The organism is Enterococcus sp. FDAARGOS_553, from assembly GCF_003812305.1.
In the GTDB taxonomy this organism is placed as follows: Bacteria; Bacillota; Bacilli; order Lactobacillales; family Enterococcaceae; genus Enterococcus_D; species Enterococcus_D gallinarum.
The window spans coordinates 686,027-701,761 of sequence record NZ_CP033740.1 but is presented as its reverse complement, the minus strand read 5'-3'; the positions used below and the strand labels follow the sequence as shown (position 1 = coordinate 701,761).

At 43.1% G+C, this 15,735-nt stretch carries 15 protein-coding genes; all 15 read left to right on the top strand.

Features of this window, described 5'->3' with window-relative positions; genetic code table 11:
* The first annotated feature begins 31 nt into the window (after positions 1 to 31).
* The 15 genes from EGX73_RS03660 to EGX73_RS03590 all read left to right on the top strand — a co-directional run bounded on the left by EGX73_RS03660 (position 32) and on the right by EGX73_RS03590 (position 15,730).
* The gene (locus EGX73_RS03660; RefSeq protein ID WP_003128084.1) at positions 32 to 808 is read left to right on the top strand and encodes a Cof-type HAD-IIB family hydrolase; all 777 of its coding nucleotides are present in this window, start codon (positions 32 to 34) and stop codon (positions 806 to 808) included.
* A gap of 256 nt (positions 809 to 1,064) precedes the next feature.
* A complete protein-coding gene (gene mgsA, locus EGX73_RS03655; RefSeq protein WP_003128085.1) occupies positions 1,065 to 1,487 on the top strand; it encodes a methylglyoxal synthase in 423 nt (140 codons plus the stop codon).
* 29 nt (positions 1,488 to 1,516) lie between these two features.
* The gene (pepT, locus tag EGX73_RS03650; RefSeq protein WP_005470063.1) at positions 1,517 to 2,722 is read left to right on the top strand and encodes a peptidase T; all 1,206 of its coding nucleotides are present in this window, start codon (positions 1,517 to 1,519) and stop codon (positions 2,720 to 2,722) included.
* A 194-nt stretch (positions 2,723 to 2,916) separates the two neighbouring features.
* Positions 2,917 to 3,714, top strand: a complete 798-nt coding sequence (locus EGX73_RS03645; protein ID WP_003128088.1) for a TIGR00282 family metallophosphoesterase — start codon at positions 2,917 to 2,919, stop codon at positions 3,712 to 3,714.
* Between the two features lie 4 nt (positions 3,715 to 3,718).
* The gene (locus EGX73_RS03640; protein ID WP_081131192.1) at positions 3,719 to 4,108 is read left to right on the top strand and encodes a YlbF family regulator; all 390 of its coding nucleotides are present in this window, start codon (positions 3,719 to 3,721) and stop codon (positions 4,106 to 4,108) included.
* The gene (gene mutS / locus EGX73_RS03635; RefSeq protein WP_005470067.1) at positions 4,092 to 6,638 is read left to right on the top strand and encodes a DNA mismatch repair protein MutS; all 2,547 of its coding nucleotides are present in this window, start codon (positions 4,092 to 4,094) and stop codon (positions 6,636 to 6,638) included. The genes EGX73_RS03640 and mutS overlap by 17 nt, the downstream gene beginning before the upstream one ends.
* A 15-nt stretch (positions 6,639 to 6,653) precedes the next feature.
* Positions 6,654 to 8,786, top strand: a complete 2,133-nt coding sequence (mutL, locus tag EGX73_RS03630) for a DNA mismatch repair endonuclease MutL (RefSeq protein ID WP_005470069.1) — start codon at positions 6,654 to 6,656, stop codon at positions 8,784 to 8,786.
* Positions 8,783 to 9,349 carry a nucleoside triphosphate pyrophosphatase gene (locus tag EGX73_RS03625; RefSeq protein ID WP_005470071.1) on the top strand — a complete coding sequence of 189 codons (567 nt, stop codon included), beginning with the start codon at positions 8,783 to 8,785 and terminating at the stop codon, positions 9,347 to 9,349. The genes mutL and EGX73_RS03625 overlap by 4 nt, the downstream gene beginning before the upstream one ends.
* Complete coding sequence (locus EGX73_RS03620; RefSeq protein ID WP_003128094.1) at positions 9,346 to 9,555, top strand: GFA family protein; 210 nt, start codon at positions 9,346 to 9,348, stop codon at positions 9,553 to 9,555. Before EGX73_RS03625 ends, EGX73_RS03620 begins: the two co-directional genes overlap by 4 nt.
* 259 nt (positions 9,556 to 9,814) lie before the next feature.
* Positions 9,815 to 10,249 (top strand): peptide-methionine (R)-S-oxide reductase MsrB, encoded by a 435-nt coding sequence (gene msrB / locus EGX73_RS03615; protein WP_003128095.1) that lies wholly within the window; start codon positions 9,815 to 9,817, stop codon positions 10,247 to 10,249.
* Between the two features lie 94 nt (positions 10,250 to 10,343).
* A complete protein-coding gene (gene ruvA / locus EGX73_RS03610) occupies positions 10,344 to 10,934 on the top strand; it encodes a Holliday junction branch migration protein RuvA (RefSeq protein ID WP_003128096.1) in 591 nt (196 codons plus the stop codon).
* Positions 10,935 to 10,946: 12 nt separating this feature from the next.
* Positions 10,947 to 11,957: a Holliday junction branch migration DNA helicase RuvB gene (gene ruvB, locus EGX73_RS03605; RefSeq protein ID WP_003128097.1), complete on the top strand. Its 1,011-nt coding sequence runs from the start codon at positions 10,947 to 10,949 to the stop codon at positions 11,955 to 11,957.
* A gap of 350 nt (positions 11,958 to 12,307) precedes the next feature.
* Complete coding sequence (locus EGX73_RS03600; RefSeq protein WP_005470074.1) at positions 12,308 to 13,219, top strand: sugar ABC transporter permease; 912 nt, start codon at positions 12,308 to 12,310, stop codon at positions 13,217 to 13,219.
* A 13-nt stretch (positions 13,220 to 13,232) separates the two neighbouring features.
* Complete coding sequence (locus EGX73_RS03595) at positions 13,233 to 14,114, top strand: carbohydrate ABC transporter permease (RefSeq protein ID WP_021150594.1); 882 nt, start codon at positions 13,233 to 13,235, stop codon at positions 14,112 to 14,114.
* Positions 14,115 to 14,128: 14 nt separating this feature from the next.
* The gene (locus tag EGX73_RS03590; RefSeq protein ID WP_003128100.1) at positions 14,129 to 15,730 is read left to right on the top strand and encodes a hypothetical protein; all 1,602 of its coding nucleotides are present in this window, start codon (positions 14,129 to 14,131) and stop codon (positions 15,728 to 15,730) included.
* Positions 15,731 to 15,735: the final 5 nt, after the last annotated feature.

Here is a 15,735-nt window from a genome sequence, read left to right as displayed (position 1 = left end):
TACAGAAAGAGAGTCTTAGTTTTTTATGGATATGAATCGGAAATTCTTTGCTTTTGATATTGATGGCACGTTACTGGATTCGAACAAGCAACCGTTGGAAAGTACGATTGAAGCATTGGAGTTGCTGCGAAATGCTGGGCATTTCGTGACAGTTGCTACAGGCCGCAGTCGTTTCCATGCGAAAGACATCATCCGCTCCCTTGCTTTTGATAATTATATTTTATGCAATGGCGCTGCTGCATTTTTGGCACACCAACAAGTGTACAAAAATTTATTAGATGAAGAACAGCTAAAAGCATTTGTTGCTGAAGCAAACGAGTTAGGGATCGATACCGCATTTGTGGGAATGGATACGGCTAAACGAGCTTCTTCTTTAAATATTGGCATCATGGATGAAGCAATGCGCTCTTTTGGCGCACAATTGCCTGAATTAGACATGCACTTTCCGGAAGAAAAAGAAGTCTATCAAGCGTTGGCTTTTTATGGGAAAGAGTATGAAGACTATTTTGACGATCGCTACAGTAAATTACGTTTTGTTCGCTGGCATGAAAACAGTGTCGATGTCGTGCCAAAAGATGGTTCAAAAGCAGCCACGATTCTTTCGGTGGCACACCAACTAGGAATCTCACAAAAAGATGTGATTTGTTTTGGCGATGGCCAAAATGATCGCGAAATGCTGCAAGCTGCCGGCGTCGGCGTGGCCATGGGTAACGCGGCTCCCGAGATTCAAGCGATTGCTGATAAAGTCACCGCCAGCAATGATGAGGATGGCATCTGGCAAGCATTGAAAGAACTAGACTTGATTTAAACAAACTGTGTCCTAAGAAACAGACAAACCTGAAATTTTTTGCAACAGCCAAATCAGAGAAATCAGCCCCGCAAATTGCCAGAAGGATTTCCTTCGGTGCCCCTTCTTAAGGTGGCAGCCTACCTATTTTACTAAGGGATCCGGTTGATTCTATGATGGAAGCTCTGTGTAAGATTAGGCAATGTCTTATTCTTGGGAGCACAGTTTCTTTTTTTCAGCAAGTATTGGTACAATGGAAAAAAGAGGAGGAGTGAAGATGAAAATAGCATTGATAGCCCATGACCGCAAAAAAGAATTGATGGTGAAGATGGTCACCGCTTATCGCGAAATCTTGGCACAGCATCAATTATATGCCACAGGAACAACAGGAAAACGAATCCAAGAAGCTACGGGACTATCCGTTCATCGCTATAAGTCTGGTCCTTTAGGAGGCGATCAACAAATTGGGGCGATGATTTCGGAGGATGCGTTGGATATGGTGATTTTTTTGCGCGATCCATTGGCAGCGCAACCACATGAGCCGGATGTGACCGCATTGATCCGTCTGTCAGATGTTTATGAAATCCCGTTGGCTACGAATATCGGTACAGCAGAAATGCTGCTCCGAGGATTAGATGCAGGATTTGCAGATTTCCGACAGATCATCCATGAAACGGACCATCGACCATTATCTTTTTGAAGGAAGTGACGAAAGTGAAGGACAAACCAATGATCGCCGATTTTTTGCGTTATGCCAAAATCAATACCCGTTCCGATGCAAGCAGCCAAACAATTCCTACTACCCCTGGACAAGTTGAGCTGGCACTTTTATTACGGGATCAATTGCAGTCTATGGGGCTTAACGATGTGTTGTACCATGAAAAGAATAGCTTTGTGATCGGACGTCTTGCAGGAAATCCGGACAAAACGGCTGTCGGATTTATCGCACATGTAGACACCGCTGATTTTGCAGCCGAAAACATCCAACCCCAGATCCATGAAAATTATGATGGCAAAGACGTTTGCCTCAATGAGCCGTTGGGGATCATGATGACAGTCGCTGAGTTTCCTAACCTCAAAGACTACATAGGTGAGACGTTGATCACTACAGATGGAACGACGCTCCTAGGTGCAGACGATAAAGCCGGGATTGCTGAGATCATCGATGCATTGCGGATTTTACAAACGATTGATCCACAAGAACGGGGAGATGTCTGGATCGCTTTTGGTCCGGATGAAGAAATTGGGAAAGGGGCGGATCTGTTTGACCCAGCCGATTTCCCAGTGGCTTTTGCTTATACAATGGACAGTGGTCGTGTGGGACATATGGAGTATGAAACCTTTAATGCTGCGCGGATCGATATCCAAATCAACGGAACAAGCGTCCATCCTGGGACGGCTTATGGTCGTCTCGTCAATGCATTAAAGATCGCCAACCAGATCGATGCGGCACTGCCGCAAGCAGAAGTCCCGGAAAAAACAAAAGACTATCAAGGCTTTTACTTACTTCACAATCTTTCTGGACATATCGGGCAAGCAGAACTCTCCTACATCATTCGTGATCACGATCAAACGCTTTTCCAAAAGCGCAAGGAGAAGATGGTGCAGATCATTGAAAAGTTGAATGAGTACTATGGTGAGCGGATCACCTATCAGCTGTATGATCAATACTACAATATGGGCGACCGAATCAAAGAAAATCCTCAAAGTGTTATCATTGCTCGTCAAGCAATGAAAGACTTAGGGATCACACCGATCGAAGCCCCTTTTCGCGGCGGCACAGATGGGTCCAAAATCACTTACAAAGGGATCCCAACCCCTAATCTATTTACCGGCGGCGAGAATTTCCACGGTCAATATGAATTTATCACTGTTGAAGCGATGGCAAAGGCGCGGGACTTAATCGTTGCGATCGTGAAACGTGTTGCTGAATAATGATGACTCTCCAAACGACCAACGTTGTTTGGAGAGTGTTTTATTTTCTAAAGGGTCCTAGAAGAGCAACAAGAGCAGTCGGTAGGAAGGAATTCCTGTAGTTTAAGGTTGTTTGCTGTTATGGAATAGCTCTTTTTTTTCTCAAGAAAAACACTTATAATAAAGAAAGATGTTAAAAGAGAAGAGGAAAAAGTGTGCGGGTATTATTTATTGGAGATGTGGTTGGATCGTTAGGGAGAAATACCTTGACAGAGTATTTACCAAAATTGAAGAAAGCCTATCGGCCGCAAGTGACGATCGCAAATGGCGAGAATGCAGCTGCGGGTCGGGGGATCACGGGGAAAATTTATAAGAAATTTCTTCAAGATGGCGTCGATGTGATCACACTAGGAAATCATACATGGGATAATCGAGATATTTTTGAATTTATTGGTGATGCAAAAAAAATGATTCGTCCGGCAAATTTTCCAGAAGGGACTCCTGGTACAGGAATGGTCTTTGTGAAAGTCAATGCGATCGAATTAGCAGTCATCAATATGCAAGCACGCTCTTTCATGGTCGACATTGATGACCCTTTTCGTAAAATGGATGAGTTGGTGACTATCGCCCGCAAGCGTACACCATTTATCTTTGTTGATTTTCATGGTGAGACAACGAGTGAGAAACAAGCCATGGGCTGGTATCTAGACGGACGAGTTTCTGCAGTCGTCGGCACACACACCCACGTACAAACCAATGATGCCCGAATTTTGCCACAAGGAACGGCTTATTTGTCAGATGTAGGAATGACTGGTCCTTATGATGGGATTTTAGGGATGAAACGAGAACCTATCATCGAAAAATTCTTGACGGCATTGCCGCAACGCTTTGAAGTGATCGAGAACGGACGCAGTATTTTGTCCGCTTGTCTGATCGAGATCGATGAACAAACTGGAAAAGCCAAATCGATTCGTCCAATCCAAATCAGCGAAGACCGGCCTTTTACAGAATAGGAGAATCATGGACCCATTAGAAAAAGAAACAGCAGTAGCACAAGAATTGGCTGCGTTGCGGCAATTATTGGCACAACACCCGGTAGTACAAGAGTTTCAAAGGATTCAACAACGGGCGCAAAAGAATCAAAAGCTGCTGGAGTTAGAAGAAGCAATCAAGCAAACCCAAAAAGAAATCGTTCAGTATGAACATTATGATAAACCGGAAGCAAAAAAGGATGCTTTGCGACGAGTGGCTGAGTTGACCCAACAATATGACCAGCATCCACTCGTGATCGCCTATCGTGCGGCACTTCAGGAAGCAGATGAATTGCTGCACTACGTCACAACAGAAATCCAAAAGCAAGTGAATAAAGCCATCGAGGAGGAAGATGCTCATGCCTCAAAAAACTAAAAACACTCCTATGATGGAACAATATTTAAGCATCAAGGCACAATACCAAGATGCTTTTTTGTTCTATCGTCTGGGAGATTTCTATGAACTGTTCAATGAAGATGCGATCAAAGCTGCACAAATCTTGGAGCTGACATTGACAAGCCGCAACAAAAATGCGGAAGAACCGATCCCAATGTGCGGAGTCCCTTATCATGCCGCCAGTAATTACATTGATACGTTGATCGAACAAGGCTATAAAGTCGCCATCTGTGAACAAGTCGAAGATCCCAAAACCACCAAAGGAATGGTCAAACGGGAAGTCGTTCAATTGATCACTCCAGGGACAGTGATGGATAGCAAAGGGCTGTCCGCCAAAGATAATAACTTCTTGACGGCTGTGATGAAAACGACGCAAGGTTACAGTTTTGCTTATGCAGACTTGAGTACCGGTGAGTTAAAGACCGCGCTTTTAGAAGACGAGGATGCGGTATTGAATGAGGCCGCTGCCTTACAAACCAAGGAAGTCGTTTTGTGCAGCGAAGTTCCTGACTCCCTTAAAGAACTGTTGACCACTCGCTTGAGTGTTGTTTTTTCAAAACAAGAGACATATGAAGAAAATGCTGAATTCCGTTTTTTGACTAGCGGATTGCCTGAAGATGAAAAGACGGTCACTGGCAAATTATTGAGTTATCTCGCAATCACCCAAAAACGCAGCTTGGCTCATATCCAGCAAGCAGTAGAATATCAACCAGATCATTCTTTGAAAATGGACTATTACTCAAAGTTCAATCTCGAATTGAGTCGATCCATTCGAACTGGCCAAAAGCATGGAACACTCTTATGGTTATTAGATGAAACCAAAACAGCAATGGGTGCCCGTTTATTGAAGCAGTGGTTGGATCGTCCTTTGATCCAACCAAAGAAGATCTTTGCACGTCAAGAAATGGTTCAATCATTGTTGGACAGCTTTTTTGAACGAGCAGACTTACAAGACGCACTGACAAAAGTATATGACATGGAGCGCTTAGTTGGGCGAGTTGCCTTTGGCAATGTCAATGGACGGGATCTTCTGCAGCTGAAATCTTCTTTGCAGCAAGTTCCTCTGATCGCCCAGTTGATCAAAGGCATCAATCGTGGAGAGTGGAATGACCTGTTGATCGAATTGGAGCCACTGGATGAGTTAGTGGCATTGATCGATAGCGCCATCGATGAAGACGCACCGCTGCAGATCACTGAAGGAAATGTCATCAAAGATGGCTTTCACGAACAACTAGACAAGTATCGGGAAGCGATGCGCAACGGCAAGCAGTGGCTAGCTGAGTTAGAAGCCAAAGAACGCCAAGAAACAGGCATCAAGAATTTAAAAGTGGGCTTCAACCGTGTTTTTGGTTATTACATCGAAATCACCAAAGCCAATCTGGCTGGTCTCGAAGAAGGCCGTTATGAACGAAAACAGACCCTTGCTAATGCGGAGCGTTTTATTTCACCTGAATTAAAGAAGCTGGAAACAGTGATTTTAGAAGCGGAAGAAAAATCGGTGGATCTGGAATACCAATTGTTCTTGGAAGTACGAGAAGAAGTGAAAAAAAGTATCCTTCGCTTGCAGAAATTAGCCAAAGCCATTAGTGCAGTCGATGTGTTACAAAGTTTTGCGACAATTGCTGAACGCTATCAATATGTACGGCCAGTTTTGAAAAAAGAGCGATCCTTGAATATCGTCGATGGGCGTCATCCCGTTGTGGAAAAAGTGCTGGGGCACCAAGAATATATTCCTAATAGCATCGTGATGCATGAAGACACCGATATTTTACTGATCACCGGACCGAATATGTCTGGTAAGAGTACGTATATGCGGCAATTGGCACTGTTAGTGATTATGGCTCAAATCGGTTGTTTTGTTCCTGCGCAATCAGCAGAAATGCCGATTTTTGACCGCATCTTTACCCGAATCGGTGCCAGCGATGACTTGATTGCTGGACAAAGTACATTCATGGTCGAGATGATGGAAGCCAATCAGGCGTTGCGTCATGCCACACCAAACAGTTTGATCCTATTCGATGAATTAGGGCGTGGAACAGCCACCTATGATGGGATGGCACTTGCTCAAGCCATCATTGAATATATCCATAAAGAAGTCAAAGCGAAGACCCTTTTTTCGACCCATTATCACGAACTGACCATATTGGACGAAGAATTACTGCGTTTGCGGAACATTCATGTAGGAGCGGTAGAAAAAGACGGTGAAGTTGTCTTCCTGCATAAAATGATGGAAGGTCCGGCAGACAAGAGCTACGGAATCCATGTGGCAAAAATTGCAGGACTGCCTAGCGGATTACTACAACGGGCGGCAACGATCTTGAAAGCTCTGGAAGAACATGAACCAACGATCGAAAAGCCTGTGATAGAAGAAACACAACAGCTTTCATTGTTTAGCGAGGTGTCCACAGAAGAAGTTGGCGTCATCGATCAGTTGAAAAAACTGAATCTCTTAGAAATGACCCCAATGGATGCGTTAAATAAGCTTTATGAATTGCAAAAACGAATCTAGAAAGAAGGAAAACAGATGGGCAAGATCCAAGAATTATCTGAACGTCTAGCGAATCAAATCGCTGCCGGTGAAGTCGTGGAACGGCCAGCCTCTGTTGTCAAAGAACTTGTGGAAAATGCAGTGGATGCCGGCAGCACACAGATCGATATCTTCATTGAAGAAGCCGGTCTACGCAAAATCCAGGTGATCGATAATGGCGAGGGGATTGCCGAAGAAGATGTCGTTACGGCCTTCAAGCGCCATGCCACCAGCAAGATCCATAACCGCGATGACTTGTTTCGGATACGGACACTTGGCTTTCGCGGTGAGGCATTGCCAAGTATTGCCTCAGTCTCGATTTTAACAATCGAAACAGCTGTCAAAGATGCTTCTCAAGGCTCATTCCTTCGGTTGAAGGGAGGCACTGTGGAAGAACATATACCAGCGAACTTGCGGCAAGGAACGAAGATCACTGTAGAAAACCTTTTTTATAATACGCCAGCGCGCTTGAAATATGTCAAAACATTGCAGACAGAATTGGCCAATATCGGCGATATCGTGAACCGTATTGCATTGAGTCACCCGGAAGTTGCTTTTCGCTTGGTCCATGAAGGCAATAAAATGCTGACTACTACTGGTAGCGGGGATTTGAAACAAACCATCGCCGGGATCTATGGTGTTGAGACTGCTAAAAAAATGTTAGCTATCAACAGTGAAGATCTTGATTTTAAGCTGACTGGTTATGTCTCGTTGCCTGAAGTGACCCGGGCTAGCCGTAATTATCTATCCACGATCATCAATGGACGATGCATTCGGAATTTTGCCTTGAATAAAGCAATCGTTGCTGGATATGGCTCAAAATTGATGGTGGGACGATTCCCGATTGCGGTCCTGGAGATCACGATGGACCCATTATTAGTCGATGTCAATGTTCACCCCACTAAACAAGAAGTACGTTTATCAAAAGAAGAAGAACTGACCAAATTGATCAGTAAATCGATCAATGACAGTTTGCGAGACGAGAATTTGATTCCGAATGCTGCCGATAATCTTCGTTTTAAGAAAAAAGTGACCACTGAACCTGTGGAACAAACGAAACTGGATCTGGGAACGAGTCCTACGACTTCTTCGGGATTAACTTTCAACCGCGAGACAGGAAAGTTTCAAGTGGCGTCATCAGGTTATCAACAGACTGTGGATAACTTTGTGGAAAACCCTGTGGAGGAAGGTGGAAAACTTCCAGAAAGCGCGGAGCAAAGGGAAAAGGCTCCGGAGTCTTCGGCATATTCTGTGGAAAATCAAGCAGTTTTCGATAGTCTGGAAGAAACACTGCCCAATAAAACGTTGCGAGATCCCTTTGCTGCGACAGTACCTGTGACAGAGATTGTCCAAGAAGTTGATCAACCAGCAGCGTCTGTTCTCGAGGATGCCAGTCAGCAGGACTTGTCGTTAATCGAAGAGCAGGCGCAAGAACGGCTGCATCCTGAACTGCATGCCGGACAGAAAAACTATACGAAATATGTGGATCGTTTGTTAGAAGAAACGCCTGCCAAGCAACGTTTCCCTCATTTAGAATATTTCGGACAGATGCATGGGACGTACCTGTTTGCTCAAAGCGACGAAGGACTTTATATCGTGGACCAGCATGCGGCCCAAGAACGGATCAAATATGAATATTTTCGGGAAAAAATCGGAGAAGTGAGCGACGATCTGCAAGAATTATTGGTACCGATCGTCTTAGATTATCCCAATAATGATGCGATCAAGTTGAAGGAACAAACTAAAAAATTACAAGAAGTTGGGATCCATTTGGAGGAGTTTGGGGCGAACAGCTTTATTGTAAGGGCGCATCCCACTTGGTACCCAGCAGGAGAAGAAGAAAGCATCATTCGAGAAATGATCGACATGCTTTTAGAGACAGGTTCAGTCAGCGTCAAGAAATTCAGGGAAGCAACAGCGATCATGATGAGCTGCAAACGTTCGATCAAAGCCAATCATTATCTAAATGAGGCGCAAGCACGAATCCTGTTGGCGGATCTTGCAAAGTGTGAGAATCCCTTCAATTGTCCTCATGGACGTCCGGTATTGATTCATTTTACCAATAGTGATATGGAGCGAATGTTTAAACGGATCCAAGATCCGCATCGTGCAAGGAGTGGAATGGAATGATTGTCTTAGCTTCTCAATCGCCACGGCGAAAAGAATTATTAGCGGAATTGGTCCCATCTTTTCAGATACAGCCGGCAGATATCGATGAGTCTGTGGTATTTGGAGAGGCACCAGAGGAGTATGTGCAGCGAATGGCGCGGGAAAAGGCAGCAACTGTCACAGCCTGCTTTCCCACAGATCTTGTGATCGCCAGTGACACTACCGTAGTGGTGGGCCAGGAGATTTTCGGCAAACCTGCTGATGAAGCAGATGCCAGACGGATGTTGCAGAAGATGAGTGGAAAGACTCATTGGGTCCATACTGCGGTCGTTTTACAAAAACAAGAAAAACGACGAGAAAAATTGGTTTCTGCACAAGTATCCTTTAGTCTGTTGACGGAGCAAATGATTACCGAGTATCTGAAAACTGGGGAATATCAAGACAAAGCCGGGGGCTATGGGATCCAAGGAGCAGCAAAAGTGTTTGTTGAAGCGATCCAAGGGGATTTTTATACGATCGTTGGCTTCCCTGTTAATACGGTTGCCAAGTTATTAAAAGAATTTCCGGAGGAGCTGGAAAAATGAATCTATCCGGCAGGTGTCTTTGTGGTCAAGTTACGATTGAGCTAACGGAGGTTCATCCCCAAGTGACTGCTTGTCATTGCTCAATGTGTCAGAAATTTCATGGTGGTCCTTTTTTAGCGCTGGCCGCTTGTTCCCGTGATCAAATCACATTTACTGGCGAATCCTTGATTCAACGGTATAACTCTTCTAATTGGGCGCAAAGATGATTTTGCCGCCAGTGTGGCTCTAGCTTATTTTATTATGCACAGGAGACGGCAGAATTCTTCTTTGCCACTGGTTTGTTTCAAGAATTGACAGAAGCAGTTTTCACAGAAGAAATCTATACGAAAGACCAGCCGCCGTTTTATCATTTTGCTGAAAGAACCAGAAGGTGGCCAGAACTGCCCTCTTCTTAAGTAAAGAAGCAAGTTCGTTTACAAACGATTGGAAAAAAGGCAAGATAAGAGAAGAAAGTAGGTGAGAAAAATGTCAGAATCAAAAGAAGATTTGATAGCGAAATTGTCACCGATCGAATATGCGGTCACACAAGAAAATGCGACCGAACGTCCTTTTACAGGGACTTATGATGATTTTTATGAAAAAGGGATCTATGTGGATATCGTCAGCGGCGAACCGCTATTCGCTTCGACAGATAAGTATGATGCTGGTTGTGGATGGCCTTCTTTTTCGAAGCCCATCGACCGCAAAGAAATCAAAGAGAAAGCAGATTTCTCTCATGGCATGCACCGTGTCGAAGTCCGCAGTAAAGAAGCAGATTCCCATTTAGGACATGTTTTTTCAGACGGCCCGCAAGACAAAGGCGGGTTGCGCTACTGCATCAATTCCGCAGCCTTGCGATTCGTCCCATTGGAAGAAATGGCTGAGCAAGGATATGGAGAATATACTTCTCTTGTTGAGTAAAGGAGCAAGCTTCGCTTGCTTCTTTTTTTGTCTTTCAGTCTATGCTACAATAAAGGGAACGTATGTACAGCTAGATGTATAGAAAGGAACGGTTATGTACGAATATATTATTGGAAAAGTCACGGATATCTTTCCGGCGTATATCGTTGTTGAAACGCACGGTATCGGTTATCAAGTGGCATTCGGCAATCCGTATGCGTTCAGCGGCAAGCTGAATCAAGAAGTGAAGATTTATCTGCATCAAGTAATTAGAGAAGATGCCCATAGTTTATACGGGTTTTCTACATTAGAAGGAAAGCAATTATTTTTAAAACTGATCAGCGTCTCTGGGATCGGTCCTAAAAGTGCATTGGCAATTATGGCGAATGAAGACCATGCGGGATTGATCACGGCTGTCGAAAACGGAGATGTCACTTATTTAACCAAATTCCCAGGTGTTGGCAAAAAAACAGCACAGCAAATGATATTGGACTTAAAAGGAAAAGTCGCAGAATTAGTCGGTGAAGAGCCAACGGCACCAGTCACTGTGGCGAATACCGCGTTGGACGAAGCGATGGCAGCTTTGAAAGCATTAGGCTATAGTGAAAAAGAAATCAAGAAAGCTGAGAAATATTTAGCGCCTAATACGACTAAATCAACAGATGAATACTTACGAGAAGCATTAAAATTGATGATGAAAAAATAAGGAGCGAGTTAGGTGACGGATGAACGGATTGTTTCACCGGAAACGAATGAAACAGAAGAATTGATCGAAAAATCATTGCGTCCGCAGTTTCTCGCGCAATATATCGGTCAAAATAAAGTAAAAGAAGAGTTGTCGATCTACATTCAAGCAGCCAAAAATCGGGAAGAAGCATTGGATCATGTGCTGCTTTACGGACCACCTGGATTAGGAAAGACGACAATGGCGATGGTCATCGCCAATGAAATGGCGGTCAACATCAAGACGACTAGTGGACCTGCTATCGAAAAGCCGGGAGACTTGATTGCGATTTTGAATGAATTGCAGCCGGGGGATGTCTTGTTTATTGATGAGATCCATCGTTTGCCGCGAGTTGCCGAAGAAATGCTCTATTCTGCAATGGAAGATTTCTTCGTGGACATCATGGTTGGCCAAGGAACAACTGCGCATCCGGTCCATTTCCCGTTGCCGCCATTCACCCTAGTAGGAGCTACGACTAGGGCAGGGATGCTTTCTGCACCATTACGGGATCGATTTGGGATCATTTCTCATATGGAATATTATGAAGACCAAGACTTAAAAGAAATCGTCTTACGTTCAGCGGATATTTTTCAGACGGAGATCGTGGAAGAAGGGGCATTTGAGATTGCTCGACGATCTCGAGGAACGCCAAGGATCGCTAACCGCTTGCTGAAACGTGTTCGAGACTTCGCGCAAGTGCAAGCGAATGGAATCATTGACCGCCAAATCGCAGATAAAGCTTTGCTGCTTTTGCAAGTCGATCATGCTGGTTTAGATTATGTGGATCAGAAGCTGATTCGAACGATGATCGAGTTGTATGGTGGAGGGCCTGTGGGCCTCAGCACATTATCTGTAAACATCGGTGAAGAAACAGAGACCGTGGAAGATATGTATGAGCCTTACTTGATTCAGAGAGGGTTTTTGAAACGAACACCACGTGGACGGATCGCTACCACACTTGCTTATACCCATTTTGGCTATGAAAATCATTTTGAAGAGCTGTAAAGCTCTTTTTTTTATGGTTTAGTGAAACGTTTTTCTATCGTTCATGTTCTAAAATTAGTTGCTTCGAGAAAAGAAACAACGCAATAAACAGTTGCAAGAGCTGTAGAAAAACAAAAATAAGTGATCTGGTGTAGCGGATAACCTTGTTATTAAAGGTTTTTGTTTGTGAAAAATATCTTTAAAGGATATGTAAGTCATTAAAAATAAGATAATGAAAAATGATAAAACTTTAATGATGTAAAGGCTTGCATTTCTTTCTAGCGCGATTTATAATCAACTCGTAGAAACGTTTCACTAAAAAGAAAAAGATAGGATGAGCGTTGAGACGATAACAGAAAGGGTTTTTGCGTATGAGTAAGCTGAAAGAGATATACCGGCAGCGGCAACTGCATTGGATGGTACTACCAGGCGTGGCATTCATGATCGTATTTAATTATATTCCAATTTATGGAATCATTATTGCTTTTAAGAATTATACGGTCATTGATACGATTTCCTCTGCACCATGGGTAGGGTTAGAGAATTTCCGAATTATTTTACACGACAGTTTTTTCTGGGAAGCAGTTGGGAATACGTTAGCAATCAGTATGATGAAGTTAGGCTTAGGCTTTGCGATTCCAATTATTCTCGCCATTATGATTTTTGAGATGCGGGACGGAAAATTGAAGAAATTTATTCAAACCGTTTCGTATATCCCTCACTTTTTTTCTTGGATTGTCCTAGGCGGTATGATGATTTCATGGTTGTCGACCAATGGGTTTATCAACCAAGTCCTGATGTCTTTAGGAATGATGGATAAAGGTGTCAATCATTTGTTGGATCCTGATAAATATTGGTGGATCGCTGTTTTATCTGACCTTTGGAAAGAAGTAGGATGGGGAACGATTTTATATCTTGCAGGAATGTCTCGTATCGATCCAACTTTTTATGAAGCGGCCAGAATCGATGGCGCCACCAAGTTGACGCAGATTCGGACAATCACATTACCACTTTTGACGCCGATCATTTCATTGAATCTGATCCTAAATGTGAGCGGCATCTTAGGATCTAATTTAGACCAGACATTGGTTTTGATGAATTCACAAAACCAAAACAAATCGGAAGTCATCAACTCATTCGTTTATAAAATGGGTCTGACACAAGGCGATTTCTCATATGCAACAGCGGTTGGCTTGGGAATAGCAATCATTTCTGTCATTCTTCTAGTCATCACCGATCGTGTGACACGCAAATTGAACAATGGCAATTCAGTTATCTTATAGGAGGGGTGACCAAGTGATAAAAAGAAGAACACAAGAGAACAAATGGTTTTATTTCTTTAACACAGTGATCCTCGTTCTGTTTTCGCTGCTGATCATTATTCCAATCTGGAATATCTTAGTCTCATCGGTATCTTCTAGTTCAGGGTTGGCTGAAAACGGTCTCGTTTTATGGCCGCGGGGATTTACTTGGGAGAATTACCGGAAAGTATTTTCCGATGACAGTATCCCACGGGCATTTTTGATCTCTGTACTGAAAACATTGATCGGGGCAGTGACACATACACTGTTTTGTGCCGTTGTGGCATACGGACTCAGTAAATCACGGCTGATCGGCCGGAATATCTACACCACGCTAGGAGTCATTACGATGTACTTCGGCGGGGGGATGATCCCAACCTATTTGCTGATCAAATCGTTAGGGTTATTAGATTCATTTTGGGTCTATATCATTCCAGCGTTATTCAGCTATTATGACGTCGTTATCTTGATGAACTTTTTCCGTGAGATTCCTCCTTCTTTGGAAGAATCGGCGAAAATCGATGGGGCCAGCGAATTTCAAATTTTTTACAAGATTTTCCTACCATTAACGAAACCAGCATTAGCTACCATCATATTGTTCAATGGTGTCGGACAATGGAACGACTTTATGACCACAAAATTGTACATCACCAAAGAATATCTCTATCCGCTGCAAATGAAGATCTATGAAATCATTGTGCAGTCCAACTTAAGCACGATGACCGAAAGCGGTAGTACCGACTTTGTCGTGCAGGCAACGACCCGCGGGGTGCAATTGGCTACTATCGTTATCACGACTGTACCAATTTTGATTATCTATCCATTACTTCAAAAACACTTCATCGGCGGTATGATGGCCGGTGCGGTAAAAGAATAGAAAGAGGGATCAGTATGAAAAAAGTATTAGGCAGTTTATTGGCAGCAACAGCATTACTTAGCTTAGCAGCATGTGGCGGCAGCTCGGATGACGCTAGCAGCTCAGATTTTTCGATCAAAGATCGTTATGAGCTTGATGAGAAAACACCAGCATGGAAACTTGATACCAAAAAAGAACCAACTAAAATCACTTGGTACATCAACTCAGACTGGACGGCATTACCTTTTGGGGAAGATGTTACCACCGCACAGATCAAGAAAGATTTAAATATCGATATCGAATTTATTTCCGGAGACGACTCGAAGTTGAATGCACTTATTTCAAGTGGCGATATGCCAGACATCGTGACATTGATGGACAAAACCAGTCAAGCAGCCACTAAAGCAGATAGCTGGGCTTACTCATTGAATGATCTAGCGAAAAAATATGATCCTTACCTATTGAATGTCGTAACAGAAGATACCTTCAATTGGTTTGCATTAGACGATGGCAAAACATATGGCTATCCAAACTATTCGAATACAGCAGCCGATTATGAAAGCGGCAATATTCCGGTAAATGATAACTTCGTCATTCGTGAAGATGTCTATGAAGCACTTGGCAAACCAGACATTTCTAAACCAGAAAATTTTGTCAAAGTAATGGATCAAATCAAAGAGAAATATCCTGATCTAACCCCAATGGGCTTCACGACTGTCGGTGACACAGCAGGTCCTTTCTTAGATAAATTACAAGACTTCTTAGGTGTTCCATTAGAAGATGAATCTGGTAATTACTATGACCGCAACTTAGATGAAGAATATATCAATTGGTTGAAAACATTCAACAAAGTATACCGTGAAGGCAACATCAGTGATGACAGCTTTACAGATGACGGTCCGACCTATGATGAAAAAGTGAAACAAGGGAAATATGCAACGATGCTTGTTGCAGGAACTAGTGGTCAAGGCGGCAACTTTACTGAATTTATGAAGAATTCTGATACTCGCTATATTGCTATTGATGGACCAGCCAGCACATCAGGCCGGAAACCAACATTGAATCAAACCGGTATCTCAGGCTGGTTGATCAACTATATCACAAAAGATGCAGTCGATCCAGCAAAAGTCACTCAACTATTCACTTACTTGATCGATGAACCAGGACAAATCTTGACGAAATTCGGTGTTGAAGGCGTCACTTATGAATACAATGACGAAGGCAAAATCGATTACTTACCTGAAGTAAAAGAAATGGAGAAAACAGATAACGAAGGGTACAACAAGAAATATGGTATCAGTCGCTTCAACTACTTCAACAATGACCGTGTCAATGCATTGAAAGTAGAAACAGAGAGCGCATTAACCCAAATGCAAGAATGGGGCGAAGGAAAACTTTATCCGCACTTTGTTATTGAGAACACAGATCCAGATGCTGGGACTGCAGAAGCTCGTTCCAATAATTCGATCAAAACAAAACTAAATAGCACAGTCATCTCCTTGATTCGTTCAAAAGATGAAAAAACGTTTGATTCAACACTGTCTGATTTTGAAAGTTTTTTAGATTCCAACAATTGGGATGCAATCAAAGAAGTCAAATCTGAAAAAATGGCAGAAAACCGCGAAAAACTTAAATAATCAGT

Excerpts from the sequence above, each read along its gene's own strand:
- EGX73_RS03660 (WP_003128084.1), top strand. The coding sequence starts at position 32 with ATGAATCGGAAATTCTTTGCTTTTGATATTGATGGCACGTTACTGGAT.
- mgsA (WP_003128085.1), top strand. The coding sequence starts at position 1,065 with ATGAAAATAGCATTGATAGCCCATGACCGCAAAAAAGAATTGATGGTG.
- pepT (WP_005470063.1), top strand. The coding sequence starts at position 1,517 with ATGATCGCCGATTTTTTGCGTTATGCCAAAATCAATACCCGTTCCGAT.
- mutS (WP_005470067.1), top strand. The coding sequence starts at position 4,092 with ATGCCTCAAAAAACTAAAAACACTCCTATGATGGAACAATATTTAAGC.
- mutL (WP_005470069.1), top strand. The coding sequence starts at position 6,654 with ATGGGCAAGATCCAAGAATTATCTGAACGTCTAGCGAATCAAATCGCT.
- EGX73_RS03625 (WP_005470071.1), top strand. The coding sequence starts at position 8,783 with ATGATTGTCTTAGCTTCTCAATCGCCACGGCGAAAAGAATTATTAGCG.
- EGX73_RS03620 (WP_003128094.1), top strand. The coding sequence starts at position 9,346 with ATGAATCTATCCGGCAGGTGTCTTTGTGGTCAAGTTACGATTGAGCTA.
- msrB (WP_003128095.1), top strand. The coding sequence starts at position 9,815 with ATGTCAGAATCAAAAGAAGATTTGATAGCGAAATTGTCACCGATCGAA.
- ruvA (WP_003128096.1), top strand. The coding sequence starts at position 10,344 with ATGTACGAATATATTATTGGAAAAGTCACGGATATCTTTCCGGCGTAT.
- EGX73_RS03600 (WP_005470074.1), top strand. The coding sequence starts at position 12,308 with ATGAGTAAGCTGAAAGAGATATACCGGCAGCGGCAACTGCATTGGATG.
- EGX73_RS03590 (WP_003128100.1), top strand. The coding sequence starts at position 14,129 with ATGAAAAAAGTATTAGGCAGTTTATTGGCAGCAACAGCATTACTTAGC.